The following is an 18923-nucleotide window of genomic DNA, read 5'->3' as shown; positions in this document are numbered from 1 at the left end:
CGTGACGTTTATACGACAGAAAACGGACTGTCGGGAAGCGACAGTCCGATTACACTCAGCCAATCCCAAGATGCCCGGCCAGCGTTGTGGATGAATACTCGCGGCGCAGCAGGCCCTCTTCACTCAGGCGCGGCATCAGCTGGCTGAGGGTGAGATCCATACAGCCCGGCGAGCCGCCCGGAATGGCGATGATACCGTCCAGCGCACCGGCCTCAAAGCGTTCACGAATTTCGCGTACCGCATCTTCCACCGTGCCGATAACCTGCCAGTAGGCGGAACCAACCACCTCCGGCCGCGTCATCAGATCGCGCAGCAGCGGCTGCTCGCGCTCGATCAGCCGTCGCAGCAGATTGGCGTGAGTCTGGCTGAACACTTTACCCGGTGGTGGCAGCATGTCCGGCGTAATACGGGTATCCGGCGACAGCTCGCGCAGGTTAATGCCGAGCAGCTCGCTGGCGCGGGCGAATTTGCGCTCCGGGTCCAGCCCTTCCTGCGTGGCACGGTAAAGTTCCTGCGCCTCCTCCCGGGTATTGCCCAGATACAGACTGACGCCCGGCATCAGGCGGATATCATCAGCGCTGCGCCCGTGCGCCACCGCCCTGCGCCGCAGATCGTTGCGCAGCTCTACGCCCGCAGCGATATCAGGCGTGGCGGCAAAAATGGCATCGGCGGTACGAGCTGCAAAGTCACGGCCGGAATCGGAAGCCCCCGCCTGGAACAGCGGAATGCGCGGGCCGTCCCATTCAGGCACGTTAAGCGGGCCCTGAACGCTGAAGTGCTCACCCTGATGATCGATCGGCACCACTTTATCAAAATCGGCATACACGCCCGCTTCACGATCGATGCGCAGCGCCTCTGCCGGGTAGCTGCGCCAAAGTTTGCGCACCACCTCGGTGAATTCCAGCGCCTGAGCATAGCGCTGCGCCGACGGAGGCATTTCGCTGAGGCCAAAATTCAGATTCCCGGCCAGTGAGGTCACCACGTTCCAACCTGCGCGGCCCCGGCTGAGCTGGTTCAGCGACTGGAACTGGCGCGCCACCACGTAGGGCGGCATAAACGTCGTTGAGGCGGTGGAAACCAGCCCGATGCGGCTGGTGTGCGCGGCAATGGATGCCATCAGCAGAGTAGGATCAACGCTGCTGAAGGCTGGAGATTCAACCACCGCCTGGCGTGATAACCACATCGCATCGGGGCGGAACAGGAAATCGAGCTTTGCTGCTTCGGCGCGCCGGGCGATATCAACATAAAATTCGCTTGAGTAAATTGACTCTACGTCACTGTCATTTCGGCGCCATCCATTGCCGGTTAGCCAGGTTACAGCAAGCGATAACCCGACGCAGAGCTGCCTGTTATTATTCACTCCATTCTCCTTATATCCTTGCATTTACTGATGTTGTTGTAGATGTGCGTGCGGAATATACTGCCCGTCGTTTTATGAATACGCAATGGCGCAGGGCAGCGTGTGCTGTGCAAAATAGTCCTTACAAATGAAGGGATATATGAAAAATATTAAACTAAATTTGCGATACTTATTATCTCTGGTGCTGTTGATAACGGCTTTTTCCAGCCAGGCTGAAGGTGAAAAAGGCTGGCCGCGCCAGTTCCACAATGCGGATGGCACGACCACGACCATCCCGGCGAAACCAAAGCGTATTCTTTCCACATCGGTCACCGTGACGGGTACGCTGCTGGCCATTGATGCGCCGCTGGCGGGCAGCGCCACCGGCGTGAACGGCGACTGGTACGCGCAGTGGCAGCCGGTAGCGGCAGAGCGCAAGCTGGAAAAACTGTGGTCGGCGGGCACCGTCGATCTGGAACAGGCGTACGCAGTCACCCCGGATCTGATTGTGGTTTCCACGGGCGGAGCGGATTCCGCCAAGGCGCAGCTGGCAGACTTCCGCCAGATTGCACCAACGATCATCGTTGACTACGGTGGACAAACCTGGCAGGAACTGGCGACGCTGCTCGGTGAAGCCAGCGGACTGGAAAAAGAAGCCAGCGCACGTATCAGCGAGTTTGACAGCCTCGTGCAGCAGGCGCGGGAAAAAATCACCGTCCCGCCGGGCCAGGCCAATATCATCAGCTATAACGGCCCCGGTATCCCTAATCCGATCGCGACGGCAAGAGGCGTGCACAGCAGCCTGCTGGCATCACTCGGCTTTAAAATGGAAGATCCGAACCCGGCCTGGCAAACCACGGTCAAAGCGCAGAATGATTTTGTCTGGGCAACCTACGAGAATCTGACCCAGCTGACTGCGGCCACCACCTTCCTGCTGCGCGCGCCGCAGGAGCGGGTCGATGCTTTTCTTCGCGATCCGATGCTGGCGAATCTGCCTTCGGTGCAAACGAAGCGGGTTTACAGTCTGGGGATCAACTCCTTCCGTATTGACTACTACAGTGCCAGTGAGATTGTGCGTGACGTGGTGAAAAACTTCGCTAAAACCCCGGCAGCCAGCGGGCAATGAATCAACTTTTCAGTCCGGATTTTCGCCGCAGCGGTTTGCTCTGGGGCATGCTGCTGTTGGTTTTACTGACCATCTGCAGCATGTTTATCGGCACCCGGGCGATTTCGCCTGCGACCACCTGGCAGGCGCTGGTACATTTTGATCCACGTAATAGTGAACATCTGCTGGTGCACTATTTACGGGTACCGCGCACGCTGCTCGGGCTGGTTGTCGGTGTGGCGCTGGGCGCGGCCGGTGCGGTAATGCAGGCGCTAACCCGCAATCCGCTGGCCGACCCGGGTCTCCTCGGCGTGAATGCCGGAGCCACGCTCGCCAGCGTTATGGCGATCGCCTTTCTCGGGCTGTCCAATATCAATCAGTACATCTGGTTCGCCCTGGGAGGTGCTGCACTGACCGGCGGTGCGGTATGTGCACTGGGTGGCCTGCGCGGCAACAACCCGGTGCGGATGGTGCTGGCCGGGGCTGCGCTGTCGATTGTGATGCTGGCACTGACTCAGCTGATTACCGTTAATAGCGATGAGGCCGTATTTGACCAGTTTCGCCACTGGGTTGTCGGCTCATTACAAGGGCGAGGCTATGTGGTGCTGCTGCCAGTGTCATTACTGGTTTTAACCGGCGTGGTGCTGGCGCTTATCCTTGCGACGGCACTGGATACGCTGGCTCTCGGCCTCGACCTGGGCAAATCCCTCGGAGTGAATCCGCTGCGCATCTGGCTGCTGGCGGCGCTGTCGATTGTGTTGCTGGCAGGATCGGCAACCGCCGCCGCCGGACCGATCGGGTTTATCGGACTGACCGCGCCGCACTTCGCCAGGGCATTTTCCGGCGCGGATCACCGCTGGCTGCTGCCCTGGGCGATGCTGATTTCGGCCATTCTGGTGATGGCGGCAGATACGCTTGGGCGTCTGGTGGGATATCCCGGAGAAGTCAGTGTAGGCATTATGGTCGCGCTGCTTGGCGGACCGGTATTTATCTGGCTGGTGAGACGCTGGAAGAGGGTACAGGCATGAAGTATCAGGATCTGCCGATTACGGGCCGCATCTGGCAGTGGCGACGGTTTTCACTCCGCTTGTCACTGCGCAATCTGCTGGTGTGTTGTTGCCTGCTGGTGCTGGCGCTCATACTGGGCTGTTACGCCATGACCGTCGGCCGCCTGCCGATTGGCATTCCGCAGGTGCTTGCTGCACTGTCCGGCAGCGGTGATGAGGGGATTCTCGGCCACGTTATCCGCAATATTCGCCTGCCGAGAGTACTGGTGGCGCTATTTGTCGGGGCGGCACTCGGTGTTTCCGGGGCAATTTTCCAGTCGATTTCACGCAATGTGCTGGGTTCGCCTGACATTATCGGCTTTACCACGGGGGCAGCCAGCGGGGCTATCATGCAGATTGTGCTGTTTGATGGCGGAACGCTACAGGTCGTGATCTGGTCGCTGGCGGGCGGGATGCTGACGGCACTGCTGGTCTACCTGCTGGCACGCCAGGGAGGCGCGGTACGGGGCTACCGGCTGATTCTTACCGGCATCGGCGTAGGCGCGATCCTCAGTGCATTCAACGGATTAATGCTGGTTAAAGGCGATCTCGATAATTCCATCATGGCAAATCTGTGGCTCTCAGGTACTACCGCCGCACGCAGTTGGGATCATGCTATTCCGGTGATTGTCGGTGTGATCGTACTATTGCCGCTGGTCCTGCTTGGGGCACATCGTCTGAATTTAATGGAGATGGGCGATGACCTGGCCCGTCAGTTAGGCGTTCCGGTTGAACGTATGCGCTTACTGATGCTGTTTGCCGGCGTAATGCTGGCGGCAGTGGCAACCAGCGCTACCGGACCGATAGCCTTTGTGGCGCTGGCCGCTCCACAACTGGTGGTTCGCCTGACCGCCGGGCGGGGAGTGCCGGTGATGGGGGCCGCATTAATGGGTGCCTGCCTGCTGATTCTGGCCGATCTATTCACCCAGCTAATGCCTGTAGGGATCACCGTTCCCGTTGGACGCATGACCGGAATTATTGGCGGGATCTATTTGCTTTGGCTGCTGACCCGTACCCGACAAATTTAAACCATCTCCAGTACAAATAACTGCAACAGAATCATTCCCCGGCATATAAAACCAAAATTTACTTTTGTTACATTTGATAATGATTTGCATTAACATGTGCAAATCATTATTATTTTTGACGATTTTTTAGCGCGGTATTACTTACCTCATAGTGACCACTTCTCAGCTGAATCTCTTGATGGCGCGTTAACATCATGGTTAAAAAGCATAATTTACCAGCGTGACTATTATTTTCGCAGAAAGTCAGCGTAGATATTACATAACCAAAAGCCAGGATGGCCGATAAAGTCATTAGTAATGTGAATGTTATTGTCGTTTCACCCTCGTAAAAACAATAAAAGCAGTGCGCATCTGGGAAAGGAGAAAGACACATGGCCGAGCAGACTCAGGCTCAACGTCAGCCCGAAGCAGGACGGGTTTTCAAACGGACATTTTCATCGCTGTTAATTGGCTTATGCGTGTTAGGCGCAGGTAATGCCGCGGCAGCTGAAGAGAAAGTGGCTGATGACAAAGTGGCAGAAGGTAATCAAAAAGAAACCGAAACCGCCGTTGATAACACGATGATCGTCACCGGTGAGAAGACCAACCGCTCGATCTATGACACCGGCTCCAGCGTCAAAGTTTACGACAAAGACGCAATCGATTCCCTGCCGCACGCAGTGGAAATTCGCGACATCATGCAGATGATCCCGAACATTACCGATGTGGGCCCGGGTAACGATCTGCCTACCATTCGCGGCCTGGACGGTTCCGGTCCGGCAACCGGTGCGACCGCATTCTTCACCGGTTCACGCCCGCGTATCAACATGTCCGTCGATGGCCGTTCGCTGAGCTATAACGAAATGGCATTCGGCAGCCAGTCGCTGTGGGATGTGGACCGTACCGAAGTTTTCCTCGGCCCACAGAGCTATGTGCAGGGACGTAACGCCATTGCCGGTGCGGTGGTAATGACCACGCGCGATCCGTCGTTTGAATGGGAAAGTGCGGTAAAAGGCGGTATCGGTAATCAACACGCCTCGCAAACAGCCGCCATGGTTTCCGGGCCACTGATCGAAGATGAACTGGCCTTCCGCGTCAGCCTCGATCGCCAGCGCCGCCAGAGCACCGTCGACCTGATTGATTACGATCCCTATCCGGGGAAAGTGAAGCAGGTTGAAACCAATACCGCGCGTATGAAGCTGTTGTATAACCCGTCATCGCTACGCGAACTGAGCACCAAGCTGACAGTCAACCACTTTGACAGCATCGCACCACAGAACGAAGCGCTCAGCCCGGAAACCAACACCGTTGCCCGCTACGATCGCCGCCGTCCGGTCTTCCAGAATCAGTACAACAGCACGATCTGGGATATCTCCTGGGATCAGTCGGAACAGCTGCGTCTGTCGAACAAAGCGCTGTATACCGCGTTCAATCAGCATCGCCATACCTACGCCAGCAACGTCAGTGCTAACGTCGATGGCCATGAATTCCAGATGTCACCACTGGTGAACTTTGCCACCGAAGATAACGTCTGGCGCGGTCTGGCCGGACTGAACTACTTCACCGCCAGCCAGGATGAGGATGTGTACCTTTACGGCGGCAGCTTCTTCAAGGATGAAACCAAAACTTCATCGGCCTTCGCCGAACTGACCTATGCGCTGACCGAACAGGTTGATGTCACCGCCTCCAGCCGCCTGGAACGCGAACATCGCCGCCGCGTTGGTAGCGGTGGTGCATCCGCAGTGAATTTCGATGAAACCTACAACGTTTTCCTGCCGAAACTGGACGTGGCATGGAAGCCGATCGAAGGCCAGACCTTCGGTGCCAAAATCGCTCGCGGTTATAACGCCGGTGGTGCGGGCATCACCTTCGCCACGCCGGTGGTCACCTACACCTACGATCCGGAATACGTCTGGAACTATGAACTGTATACCCGTCACCACATTGATGCGGCCGACCTCGATCTGACCAGTAACGTGTTCTATAACGATTACAAAAACATGCAGCTGCCGTATACGCTGTCATCAGGCTCATCGATTATCGACAATGCGGACAAAGTGGTGACCTATGGTGCAGAGTTTGGCGCTATCTGGAAGCCGAGCATTGATTTTGAAATGAATACCTCCGTTGGCCTGCTGAAAACCAAGATCAAAGAGTTTAACGGCAGCACCAACGAAGGCAATGTTCTGCCACGAGCACCGGGCTATACGGCTAACGTGGGCGCGAAATATATGCTGCTGCCGGGCGTTGAGTTGAGCGGTAACGTGAAATTCAGCGGATCTTATTACTCAGCCTATGATAATGACAATCGTGGCCGGATTTCCCCATACTGGGTTTCTAATGCGCAGCTGGCTTATACCTTCAAATATGGTCGCGCGACGCTGTATGCGCAGAACTTATTTGATAACGATCACAGTTTGAGTATTAGCGCCAACGACAGAAATACGCCAATTACGCTTCGTGAGCGCGCAATTGGAACCACGCTGGAACTGAACTTCTAATATTTTTAGAGCATACCCTGATGTCGGGGAGTTGTTGACTCTCCGACATTTTTCACCTCTCCCCCTCCGAAAAACACCCCTCCCGTTGAAATCTTTTTTCATTAACCGATTATTTAAAATAATCAGACTATCGTAACCGCATAAAAAAGAGTGAATTTACCGCCGAGAACAACAAAGAAACCGTTAAATCAACGCCAATTCGATATTTAATTTCATTAATTTACCGCCATGAGACCTTAATATCATTTTCATAAAAAACGTCTGATTAGTGATTTTTAGGTTGATTTTATCATTCATATTCCCTCATCGCATCGATAAGAGATTTCTATCAAGATGATAACTATTTTTTGCTTTACTCTTATTAGCTGCAATCAACAGGATTTGTAATATTCAGTTAATTTTTATGGGGGATGATTTGAAGGAATTTATTTTCTTCTGAGTTAATTCTGTAATTAGTTTTCGCTGAGATAATTTCATTTATTTCTGGCGCGAGATTTTATGCTTAAAAATTAATGAAGTAAAACAGGAGCCAGTGAGGCGAACTGTTTAATTGTTTATTATAAAAGGAATTGCAGTGATGAAAAAAAACAGTTTTAAGCTGAGTGTCCTGGCGGCCTCAGTCATCGTCAGCCTTAGTACTCCAGCATTTGCCGCCACCGCGTCATCGTCCATCGCAGTGAAAGACAAAGCCGCGTTGAGCCATAACACCCAAGGACATTATACCGGTGGTGGTGCCGTATTTATTGGTGGCAGCGACCTGCCCATTATTAATAACACCGTGACCGGCAGTGAATGGGTTGCGATTAATACGGATACTCAAGGCTTTAACGCCCTGGTCAATAGCAGCGGGTACAAAGATTATCTGAACGCTACCGTTCCCAGTCTGCCCGGCGATGCTAACTATATTATTTTCGAAGACTATCAGCGCGCCGTTCACGGTGAGCGCCTGGCAAAAGCGACAGCAGCGAACGGTTATTCGGTTCCGGTTGGCGTGGTTGAAGGCCTGAAAATGGGCACCGCAAATAATCGTTATCAGAAAACGCAAACCGCAACGATTTATCAGCGTGATGCCAGCGGCGCTATTCAGTATCAGAAAAAATCCGATGGCACCTTTGTGCTCGATACTACCGGAAATAAAATTCCATTAACCGTCAGTAAAGCGATTGTTCTTGACCGGAACTCTGATGTTTATATCGAACCAGTCGCTAGCACCGGCGGTGTTTTTGGCCTGCAAAATGCGGCTATTTATTCCCAGGTGAAAAGTCTGAATCAAAGTGTCGCAGCAGTCGCCGTCGACGGTAATCTGCAGGAAAGCGCCACACATGACCGCGCTCGCGATGTTCTGATCATTAAAAACACCACTATCGATAACACGCTCAATACGGATTCCGTAGCGGTTAATCCATCAGGGAATGTATCCGGGGAAGAGCATGTCTATACCCAACGCCCTTCCGCAACCGGCTTAAGTATTAACAGCAGCAGCGTAAATTATGCCGTTGACAGCAAAGGCAATCATATTGCGGCCAGTCAAACGCTGACCCATCAGGTGGCGAAGGCACCAAACGTTATTTTAGACAATGCTCAGATTACGGCTAAAAACATTGCCGCCGTTCGTGAAGACGATAATTATGACGGCAGCCATAAAAATAACGGCAACTACAGCCGCGACGCTGATAGCAAATCAACCGCAGTGGCCATCTCCGGTTCCGGTTTATTCGTGTCGGTGGCCAATAACTCAACGTTGACCGGAGGGGTAAACAACGCCGGTTCCGCACTGAACCTGTCCGGCCATGCTAACCGCGTAGATGTGAATCACTCAACGCTGAATGGTAACGTCAATCTGACCCATGATGGCTATATTCCGACGATCAACGTCACCGTGGTTCGCGATGCAAAGACCGGCGATTATGTAGCAAGCGGTGCCAGCATTACGAACCCACAGGTGATGGACCGTGAGCACAACGGCACGACGCTAAATCTGACCAATAATACCGTGCTGAATGGGGATATCACCGCACGCGGTACGACCGGCTACGTTGTGCAGCTGACTGACGTAACAGATGCTAATGCGCCGGTTATTCTGGGCCAGGGTGCAATCGATGCCTCACTGTCTGCAACCTCTATCTATAACAATGCCGTAAGCAGCGTTAGTAATACCATTTTGGCTAATGCCAGCAATGCATGGACACCGGTCAACGTCAGCCTGAATCACAGCACGCTGAACGGTAAAGTGGGCGGCATCACCAACGTGAGCCGCCCTGACGGTAGCCTGGTTTCTTCATGGAACCCGGGCATCAACGTCAAAAATGGTGCGGTGTGGAACGCTGCTGCAACAGCTGACGGTGGGTTGGCAATCAGCGACGTACACGATATGAATCTGTCCGCCTCCTCTTTGAACTTGATCAATCTGGCAGACGATACCCCAACCCTGGGCGATCGCGGACGCTATGAAGACCTCGGCGCTGCGCGCGTTGTTGTTCATGGCAATCTGAACCAGGACAAAGACAGTACGGGCCATTATCAGGCATCGGTAATCACCGTCGGTAAAGCCGTGGCTGAACCTCTGCTTAATCTGGGTGGCGATTACGCGTATGGCTCAGTGCAGGTCAAAGGCACAGCGAAAGGGGAATACCACCTGGAAATCGCTAACTCTGGCGTCGAACCTTATGTTAAAGACGGCTACGTTGCCGATCGCGACCGCATTAACGGCGTAAATCCTCATAGCTTCGTTAACTATCTGGATAAAGGCAGCGATGCACACTTCACGGGTCGCACCGAGCTGGGTGTCTACCAGTACGACGTTCAGGATATCCTGAATGACAAAGTACACGATGAGCGTAACGTCTATTTTAAAAATAACGGCCATCTGTCAAACAGCGCAGCAACAGCACTGAGCATGGCAGCCGCGCAGGTTAACGTTGCCAGCATGGAGTCCGATGCACTAAACCTGCATATGAATGCTTCACGCCACGCCAGGGATGACGGTGGTGTATGGATCTCTTACTTCGGTGGAAAAAATCACAATACGACATCAGCCGGCGCGGGATATAAGTTAGACACCAACGGCGTTATGCTGGGCGTTGATAACCTGTTCGATGCGAAAAACGGCGGCAGCTGGTTGGCCGGCCTGGCGTTCTCGTCAGCGCGTTCAGACCTTAATGTGATGAACAGCAGTGGCGACCTGGATAGCTACGGCGCACAGTTCTATCTGTCCCGTCGCTTCGAAAATGGCATCTTTGTTGATACCTCGGCGCAGTATAACCATTTCAGCAACAGCGGTGATGCCCGTACCCTGGATGGGCAGCGTTCACGTTCTGACTTTTCTACCAACGGCTACGGCCTGGGTATGAAACTGGGTTACACTTGGGAAGACAGCGGTTACTTTGCTGAACCGTACGTCAAAGCGACCGGTCGTGCCATTGACGGCGCGCACTACACCATGAATAACGGTATGGTTGTTAATGGTGATGATTTCAAATCAGTGGTAGGTGAAATCGGTACGGATGTTGGTTATACGTTCGATCTGAACCAGGGTTATATCAAACCTTATCTGCATTTGGCCGCTCTCAACGAATTTGCTGATAGCAATGAAATGAAGCTGAACAACGTTATTATGAATAACAGCATCGATGGCGCCGCATTCCAAATTGGCGGCGGTGCAGAAGTTCAGCTGATGAAGAATGTGGGTGGTTATGCCAGTTTCAACTACACCACTGGGGATAATCTTGAACGTCCATGGCAGGCAAATGTGGGCGTGAATTACTCCTGGTAAAACCTCTCCCCATTGCTCATCGCAATGGGGAAATATTTTCTAGCTACACATAGCTATTTTTTCTGTGTCACTGCGGGTTGGGCAAAAACTCTTTGCCCATTTTTCCCGTTTTCACATAAAAAAAATGAGCCTTGAATCTCATCAGCATTGTACATTTCTTATCTAACAGGGACGGCATGATTATGAGTAAATTCGAAAACGTTACTTCTCCGCGTAATGGGACAGCAAAGGTTGTAAAACAGAGTAATCATGACGGTGGTCGCATACCCGCTGAATTGAGCGAATACGCAGATCAACCTTTGTATGTCCTGATTGCACTGTGGGGTCTGATGCAGAAAACCTGGATTGGCCATAAACAAGTCTCTACCGTATTTGCCATTACCGAGCGCCGGGCATCATTTCAATTATCTTATATTTTACGCAAGGCAGAAGTCATAATCTGCCAGACAAGAAAGGTAAAAGTTCAGGGTACACGCCGCTTATGCCATCAGATTAAGGTTGAGGAGGTTAGAATTTCAGGTAAAACTGAAAAATTATCAAAAGTAAAGGCTCAATCAGGTATCTATCGTCAGACCAGGAGTGAATGCCTGGCAAACACTCAACAGCTTGCGACATAAAAATAAACTTACTTTGTTCTTTATTGAAAATTTATCACTATTTTATAGTTGTATATTATTAAAAAACATAATTCATATGAGTTTTTTGATAATTACAGTTCAAGTCAATAAAGTTTACACTGATAAAATTGATCGCACATTTAACAAGCAACATGTTTAAAAAACCATCTTAATTGCGCGATCAATCTTTCTTTTACTTTTTCTTTTCAGTGAATAAATACCCGAGCGTGGCAAAAAGACACAGGGTATATCCCAGCAGTTCACTCCCTTCTTCTGCCATGTTTTTCACCGTGCGATTATAACCGTCTGGCATCAGATGCCGCCATAACTCATTCATACCAAACAGGCGTGAAAACACCAGGATAGTGAGCATACCGGCCACCATCATTCCCCACGCGGGATGTCGCATAAAATCAGCCAGGCCCGAAACCAGATAACGAGGGTGCCTGAGCGCAGCGATAAGTGAAGCAAACGTTACTGCCAGAGCGAACCAAAACCAACTTCCATGGCTGATTTTATCAAACAAAAAATCCAGCTCACGAATCAACATGCAGGCAAAAAAGCCAGCGACCAGAATTCGTATCGGCTGCTGATCTACAGAATCTCTCGCATGAAGAATAAACAAAAATACGATCACACCCAGTATTACTTCCTGAGTGATTTCCGTAAATGAAGCTTCATGCACCTCATCACTCATCCAGACTACATCAATAAAGACTAACCCCATCATCGCACTAAGAAATACTGCAAAGATAAAAAAAACACCAATTTTATTTCTAATTGTAAGCAGATCTTCAGACATTATTGCCCCCGGTAAACTAATCTCCGGGCAATTATAAGGATGTGAAATCTTGATTCCTGGCATTCTATGCCGTGGACCATACAATGGCACAGAATGCCAGGGTAGCCGGCTGCTTAGAAACAGAACCTGTGTCCGCTGGTTATCAATACTTACCGATATTTTGCTTCCTGAAGAACAAACCAGCTGGCGGGGACATTGTAAGGTGGCTGGCCAAGCTGATGGATACCCTGTTCGATAATTTGATTGGCGGACTGCCATAGCGTTTGATTCCCAGCGGTCAGCAGGGCTATCTGCACGCGCTTTTCCACCAGATAAATACGGGCGAAATGCGGATCGAAATGAATAATAGAACGGGTATTGTCGATAATGTCGGCCAGCTTTATCGTCTGGGCATCAGGTGACGCCTCAGCCGTATGACGAAAGTGAGCGACTTTACGCGCGGCACGGTTCTGGCCGGGAAGATTTCCACTGTTGGTGAGCATAGAAACCAGTGCAGCGACCCGTTCACCAAAACGCGCTTTAATATCACCGAGTGTGCCGGGAGTATCTTCAACGGTATCATGCAGCCAGGCGGCAGCCAGCATTTCTTCATCATCACTAACGCTGCGAACCAGTTCCACTACCGCTTCAGGGTGGACGATATAGGGTTCATCGGTATACTTGCGTCTCTGTCCAGCCGCCGCATGCGCTTTAGTCGCATAGCGCCGGGCACGTTCTTCGAGTGTATGCATTGTTATTTTCCCCGATTGGCTTCGAAAAGAGGCAATTGTATCGGCTGAATGGTTAGTTAACAGAATGCCATCACGCAGCATGATTAACGATCGGCCATGGTCATCTGTGTCGGCATTTATGCTGTAAGAATAGTTTGTTTATAAAAGGGAATTTAGGTTTATAGGTTTTTTCCGAACTCTCTGACAGCACCAGGGTCTGATAAATGTTCAGAATGTGTATAGAAATTGTTTAGGTCACGCCAGGACTAAAATCCCAATGAATTATATTAGAATGCTTACCCAGCAAAAGTTATCTCTGATGCTGGCCGTTTATATCGGTATTTTTCTCAACATTTCAGTATTTTACCGACGTTTTGACCCTCTATTCTCCAGTTTTAAACCTATGCAGTGGCTCTCCGCACTGGCTGAAGTGACCGCAGCGGTTCTGCTCACCTTCTTCCTGATGCGCCTGCTGTCGCTGGGTGGGAAATGGTTCTATCGCGTTACCGCGACCCTGCTGGTGCTGATATCCGTTTCGGCCAGCTATTACATGACCTTCTTCAATGTTGTGATTGGTTATGGGATTGTCGCATCGGTCATGACTACCGATGTTGATTTGTCGAAAGAAGTCGTGGGTTACCACTTTATTCTTTGGATGGTGCTGGTTAGCGTCGTGCCACTGGCACTGATTTGGACCAATAAACAAAGCATGACGCTGCTGGAACAGCTGAAAACGCCGGGCCAGCGCATTAAACCGCTGCTGACGCTGCTGCTGGCCGTCGCTCTGGTCTGGCTGCCGATTCGCTATTTCGACAAGCTGCAAAGCGCCAACGAGAAACTGACCAATATTGACCTGCCAAGCTACGGTGGCGTCGTGGCTCACTCTTATTTGCCGTCAAACTGGCTCTCGGCGCTGGGGCTGTTTGCCTACACCAGCTACGATGAAAAGATGGAGCATGATGACCTGCTCGATCCGGCGAAGAAGTTTAGCTACGTTGCGCCCGCTGCGGGTCTTGACGATACCTACGTGGTATTTGTAATCGGTGAAACCACCCGCTGGGACCACATGGGCCTGTTGGGCTATGAGCGCGATACCACGCCGAAGCTTTCGCAGGAAAAAAATCTGGTCGCCTTCCGTGGCGAATCCTGTGATACCGCCACCAAACTCTCCCTGCGCTGCATGTTCGTCCGCGAGGGCGGCACCATGGACAACCCAGGGCGCACGCTGAAAGAGCAAAACGTCTTCGCCGTGCTGAAAGAGTTAGGTTTCAGCTCCGAGCTGTTCGCTATGCAGAGTGAAGTGTGGTTCTACAACAATACCGACGCCGACAACTATGTCTTCCGCGAGCAGATTGGCTCAGAGCAGCGTAATCAGGGCAAATCGGTGGATGACATGCTGCTGATCCCGGAGCTGAAGGCGTCGATCGATCGCCATCCCGAGGGTAAACATCTGGTGGTACTGCATACCAAAGGCTCCCATTATCTTTACTCGCAACGTTACCCACGTGAGTACGCGCGCTATCAGCCGGAATGCATGGGGGTGGATGACACCTGCAGTAAAGCCATGCTGATTAACGCCTTCGATAACTCGGTGCTGTATACCGATACGGTACTGGACAGCGTGTTCGACCAGCTGCGCGATAAGAAAGCCATTGTCTTCTACGCGGCGGATCACGGTGAATCCATCAGCGACAACATGCACCTGCACGGCACGCCGCGCAATATGGCACCACCGGAGCAGTTCCGCGTGCCGATGATTGTCTGGGCGTCGGACAAGTATCTGGCTGATGCCAACAACAAAAGTGCATTTGAACGCCTGCAGGAGCAGCAACGCGCGGGCAAAACGCATCGCCACGTAGAGCTGTTCGATACCATTATGGGTTGCCTGGGCTATACCTCACCCAACGGCGGTATTAAGCAGGCGAATAACTGGTGTGCCGACCCGAAAGCGGTAACAGAGAGCAGCGCGGCGAAATAAGCCCTCGCGCTGAGCTATCCCACACTCAATCACGTCGATGGACCGGCGTGGTGCTGGCTTTTGTAGATTTACAGCCTAATCGGGCAGGAGAAACCTCCCGCCCGATTCCCTCACGGCTGAATCCCCCCACCAGAAAAACAACCAGCCCAACCTTTCCACCCGTATTCCAACCCGCTTAAATACTTCCCCAGCCATTAAAACAGACGACGCTAAACCCGCAGAGCGGGCGGGTTCCGACTCTGAACCGACAATCCACTGCGCTAAACGAAGAGAGGAAGCCAGGGTTTTGCTTTCCCCACCCGTATTCCAACCCGCTTAAATACCTCCCCAGCCATTAAAACAGACGACACTAAATCTGCAGAGCGGGCGGGTTCCGGCTCTGAACCGGCAATCCACAGCGCTGAACGAAGAGAGGAAGCCAGGATTTGGCCGCATGGACGCGGCCAAAAGCCGCAGCCGGGCCAGGACGGCCCGTCTGAGGCGGTCCGACAGGCTGACGAACGGCGTGAGGGAACCACGCAGCGCGTGGCGCGAGGACCAGCCGGTCAGAGCCGGAACCCACACGCGAAAACGCTGAGGCAACAAGTCACCGACAATCTCCCCACACCCAACATAAAACTCTACTGTTGCAAAATTATCCACCGTTTCAAACCGCATTAAACCCGACATAAAAACAACCTAACATCATGTTATATATGTAAATAAAATCTTAATTCGCGACGAATTATGTTGATGTCCGATTCACGTGAAACGACGATTTCTCACCGGACCGTTGCAGCATATTTATCTATAAGATAGCCATATGGATAATTTTATCGCGCCACAGACGGGGTAATTCGGTTTATTTTAAAGGTTTTTTCTCAACGCGATCCGCTGGATATCAGCGGTGTATTTAGCGATTAATCTGGTTTTGTGACGAAGTCATAAGTTTTTAATCCGCAAAATAGAGCTAATTGTTTTTTTAATATTTGCATGCGGTTTCTCACACTCTGCGTAAATACACTACGATTGTATTGACGTTCCTTGAAACTGTTGACAAATTGAAACCCCAGCACAAAAGGTAAGGAGATTTGTCTGAAGGTTTCTCAATCGTATGGAAACCGCAAACTCCACTCCCAGGACTGACGCCGCAAGGCATTACGCCAGACCACACAAAAAAATTATCGGTCGGCACGCAACACACAACATCACATCACTATTGGAGCTAAGCATGAGTATTTCCCTGACTAAATCTGGGATGCTGAAGGTCGGTTTCAGCGCGATCGCACTAATGATGGCCGCCAGCGTACAGGCGAAAACCCTGGTTTATTGTTCTGAAGGATCGCCGGAAGGGTTTAACCCTCAGCTGTTTACTTCCGGTACCACCTACGATGCCAGCTCGCGCCAGATTTATAACCGCCTGGTAGAGTTCACCATCGGTACCACGGAACTGCATCCGGCTCTGGCGGAAAAATGGGACGTCAGCGAAGATGGCAAAACTTATACCTTCCATCTGCGTAAGGGCGTGAAGTGGCAAACGACCAAAGACTTTAAGCCGACGCGTGACTTTAACGCCGACGATGTGGTCTTCACTTTCGAACGCCAGCTGGATAAAAACAACAAGTATCACGGCGTTTCCGGCGGCAGCTACGAATACTTTGAAGGCATGGACATGCCTAACCTGATCAGCAAAATTGAGAAGGTTGATGACAACACCGTACGTTTCGTCCTGACCCGTCCTGAGTCGCCGTTCCTCGCCGATCTGGGAATGGACTTTGCCTCGATTCTGTCTGCGGAATATGCCGACAACATGCTGAAAGCGGGCACGCCGGAAAAAGTCGATCTTAACCCGGTCGGTACCGGTCCATTCCAGCTGCAGCAGTACCAGAAAGATTCACGCATCCTCTATAAAGCCAACGCGGAATACTGGGGCGAGAAGCCGAAGATTGACCGCCTGGTGTTCTCCATCACCCCTGATGCCTCGGTGCGTTACGCCAAGCTGCAGAAAGGCGAATGCCAGGTGATGCCGTATCCAAATCCTGCTGACATCGCCAGCATGAAAAAAGACACCAAAATTAACCTGATGGAGCAGCCGGGTCTGAACGTCGGCTATCTGTCGTTTAACGTTGAGAAAAAGCCGCTGGATAACCTGAAAGTTCGCCAGGCGCTGACCATGGCGGTGAACAAGCAGGCAATCATCGACGCGGTTTACCAGGGTGCAGGACAGGCGGCGAAAAACCTGATCCCACCAACCATGTGGGGCTACAACGACGCCGTGAAGGACTACGCCTACGACCCGGAAAAAGCCAAAGCGCTGCTGAAAGAAGCGGGCATGGCCGATGGCTTTGCCATCGATCTGTGGGCAATGCCGGTACAGCGTCCGTACAACCCGAACGCTCGCCGCATGGCGGAAATGATCCAGAGCGACTGGGCGAAGATTGGCGTGAAGGCCAAGATCGTCACCTATGAGTGGGGCGAGTATCTGAAGCGCGCGAAAGCCGGTGAACACCAGACCGTGATGATGGGCTGGACCGGTGATAACGGAGATCCGGATAACTTCTTCGCCACTCTGTTCAGCTGTGCGGCAGCCAAAGACGGTTCGAACTATTCACGCTGGTGTGACAAGTCGTTTGAAGATTTGATTCAGCCTGCACGTGCGACTGACGATCACAACAAGCGTATCGAACTGTACAAGCAGGCTCAGGTGGTGATGCATGACCAGGCTCCGGCGCTGATCATTGCCCACTCAACCGTGTATGAGCCAGTGAGCAAAAAAGTGTCCAACTACGTGGTTGATCCACTGGGCGGACACTACTTTGCCCAGGTTGATATCGCCGAGTAACGAACCCGATAAGGGGTTGAAGAGCTGCATCGGTGGCTGTTCAACCCCTTTCGATGTTTCGAAGCCCGCTTAATCCTTGTTTATTCAGGTCAAGGCGCAGTTCGCTGCGTCGTGGCCGGGTCTACCCGGCTACAAGATGTGAGCAATAATAATCCCGCAGGCTAAGACCGGCGGGAAACAGAAGAGAGTACGGAATATGCTGCAGTTCATACTCCGACGGCTGGGACTTGTTATCCCAACGTTTATTGGTATCACCCTGTTAACTTTCGCGTTTGTCCACATGATCCCCGGCGACCCGGTGCTGATTATGGCAGGCGAACGCGGGATCTCCGCTGAACGTCACGCTCAGCTGCTGGCCCAGCTTGGTCTGGATAAGCCACTCTGGCAGCAATACTTCACCTATGTCTGGAACGTGCTGCACGGCGATTTAGGTATGTCGCTGAAGAGCCGTATTCCGGTATGGGACGAATTTGTTCCGCGCTTCAAAGCGACAATGGAACTGGGCATCTGCGCCATGCTGTTTGCGGTAATCGTCGGTATCCCCGTTGGCGTGCTGGCCGCGGTTAAACGCGGTTCAATTTTCGATCACACCGCAGTAGGTATCTCCCTGACCGGTTATTCCATGCCGATTTTCTGGTGGGGCATGATGCTGATCATGCTGGTTTCGGTTCAGCTCAACCTGACCCCGGTGTCCGGGCGCATCAGCGATACGGTCTTCCTCGACGACACGCTGCCGCTGACCGGCTTTATGCTGATCGACACCCTGATCTGGGGCGAGCCGGGCGACTTTATTGATGCCGTGATGCATATGATCCTGCCTGCCGTGGTGCTGGGCACCATTCCGCTGGCGGTGATTGTGCGTATGACCCGTTCGGCGATGCTGGAAGTGCTGGGCGAGGATTATATCCGCACCGCGCGTGCCAAAGGGCTGACCCCGATGCGGGTGATTGTCGTACACGCCCTGCGCAATGCGATGCTGCCGGTGGTGACGGTGATCGGCCTGCAGGTCGGTACGCTGCTGGCTGGCGCTATCCTGACCGAAACCATCTTCTCCTGGCCAGGCCTGGGTCGCTGGTTGATCGACGCACTCCAGCGCCGCGATTACCCGGTCGTGCAGGGCGGCGTGCTGATGGTTGCCACGCTGATTATCCTCGTTAACCTGCTGGTCGACGTGCTTTACGGCGTGGTCAATCCACGCATACGCCACAAGAAATAAGGGGCCACT

The 18923-nt window shown here is 52.3% G+C and carries 12 protein-coding genes; 9 read left to right on the top strand and 3 right to left on the bottom strand.

The window, feature by feature from the left end; genetic code table 11:
- Positions 1-55: 55 nt before the first annotated feature.
- On the bottom strand, positions 56-1360 hold the full coding sequence (locus IBT47_RS12525; RefSeq protein ID WP_105593675.1) for an NtaA/DmoA family FMN-dependent monooxygenase: 1305 nt from the start codon (positions 1358-1360) through the stop codon (positions 56-58).
- Between the two features lie 139 nt (positions 1361-1499).
- On the opposite strand from IBT47_RS12525, the gene fepB reads away from it, so the two are divergent.
- The 6 genes from fepB (at position 1500) to IBT47_RS12495 (ending at position 11387) form a co-directional block, all read left to right on the top strand.
- The gene (gene fepB, locus IBT47_RS12520; protein ID WP_200560663.1) at positions 1500-2465 is read left to right on the top strand and encodes a Fe2+-enterobactin ABC transporter substrate-binding protein; all 966 of its coding nucleotides are present in this window, start codon (positions 1500-1502) and stop codon (positions 2463-2465) included.
- On the top strand, positions 2462-3472 hold the full coding sequence (locus tag IBT47_RS12515) for an iron ABC transporter permease (protein WP_200560662.1): 1011 nt from the start codon (positions 2462-2464) through the stop codon (positions 3470-3472). The genes fepB and IBT47_RS12515 overlap by 4 nt, the downstream gene beginning before the upstream one ends.
- Positions 3469-4518 carry an iron chelate uptake ABC transporter family permease subunit gene (locus IBT47_RS12510; protein ID WP_200560661.1) on the top strand — a complete coding sequence of 350 codons (1050 nt, stop codon included), beginning with the start codon at positions 3469-3471 and terminating at the stop codon, positions 4516-4518. Before IBT47_RS12515 ends, IBT47_RS12510 begins: the two co-directional genes overlap by 4 nt.
- Before the next feature lie 371 nt (positions 4519-4889).
- Complete coding sequence (locus tag IBT47_RS12505; RefSeq protein ID WP_200560660.1) at positions 4890-6998, top strand: TonB-dependent receptor; 2109 nt, start codon at positions 4890-4892, stop codon at positions 6996-6998.
- Positions 6999-7575: 577 nt separating this feature from the next.
- Positions 7576-10770: an autotransporter outer membrane beta-barrel domain-containing protein gene (locus IBT47_RS12500; RefSeq protein WP_200560659.1), complete on the top strand. Its 3195-nt coding sequence runs from the start codon at positions 7576-7578 to the stop codon at positions 10768-10770.
- A gap of 182 nt (positions 10771-10952) precedes the next feature.
- A complete protein-coding gene (locus IBT47_RS12495; RefSeq protein WP_200560658.1) occupies positions 10953-11387 on the top strand; it encodes a CaiF/GrlA family transcriptional regulator in 435 nt (144 codons plus the stop codon).
- A gap of 193 nt (positions 11388-11580) precedes the next feature.
- Here IBT47_RS12495 and IBT47_RS12490 read toward each other — a convergent pair whose 3' ends face one another.
- Positions 11581-12189, bottom strand: coding sequence for a hypothetical protein (locus IBT47_RS12490; protein WP_200560657.1), 609 nt, complete (start codon positions 12187-12189; stop codon positions 11581-11583).
- 149 nt (positions 12190-12338) lie between these two features.
- On the bottom strand, positions 12339-12920 hold the full coding sequence (locus IBT47_RS12485) for an HD domain-containing protein (protein ID WP_200560656.1): 582 nt from the start codon (positions 12918-12920) through the stop codon (positions 12339-12341).
- Between the two features lie 256 nt (positions 12921-13176).
- Between IBT47_RS12485 and eptB the strand changes: the two genes are divergently transcribed.
- The 3 genes from eptB to dppB all read left to right on the top strand — a co-directional run bounded on the left by eptB (position 13177) and on the right by dppB (position 18914).
- Entirely contained in the window at positions 13177-14877 is a 1701-nt protein-coding gene (eptB, locus tag IBT47_RS12480) for a kdo(2)-lipid A phosphoethanolamine 7''-transferase (protein ID WP_200560655.1), read from the top strand.
- Between the two features lie 1210 nt (positions 14878-16087).
- Positions 16088-17698 (top strand): dipeptide ABC transporter periplasmic-binding protein DppA, encoded by a 1611-nt coding sequence (gene dppA / locus IBT47_RS12475; protein ID WP_200560654.1) that lies wholly within the window; start codon positions 16088-16090, stop codon positions 17696-17698.
- A gap of 196 nt (positions 17699-17894) precedes the next feature.
- The gene (gene dppB / locus IBT47_RS12470; protein ID WP_105593686.1) at positions 17895-18914 is read left to right on the top strand and encodes a dipeptide ABC transporter permease DppB; all 1020 of its coding nucleotides are present in this window, start codon (positions 17895-17897) and stop codon (positions 18912-18914) included.
- Positions 18915-18923: the final 9 nt, after the last annotated feature.

The sequence above is a fragment of the Erwinia sp. S43 genome (assembly GCF_016624745.1).
GTDB lineage: Bacteria > Pseudomonadota > Gammaproteobacteria > Enterobacterales > Enterobacteriaceae > Erwinia > Erwinia coffeiphila.
The sequence above is the reverse complement of the archived record's forward strand: the minus strand, read 5'-3'. Positions and strand labels throughout refer to the sequence as shown.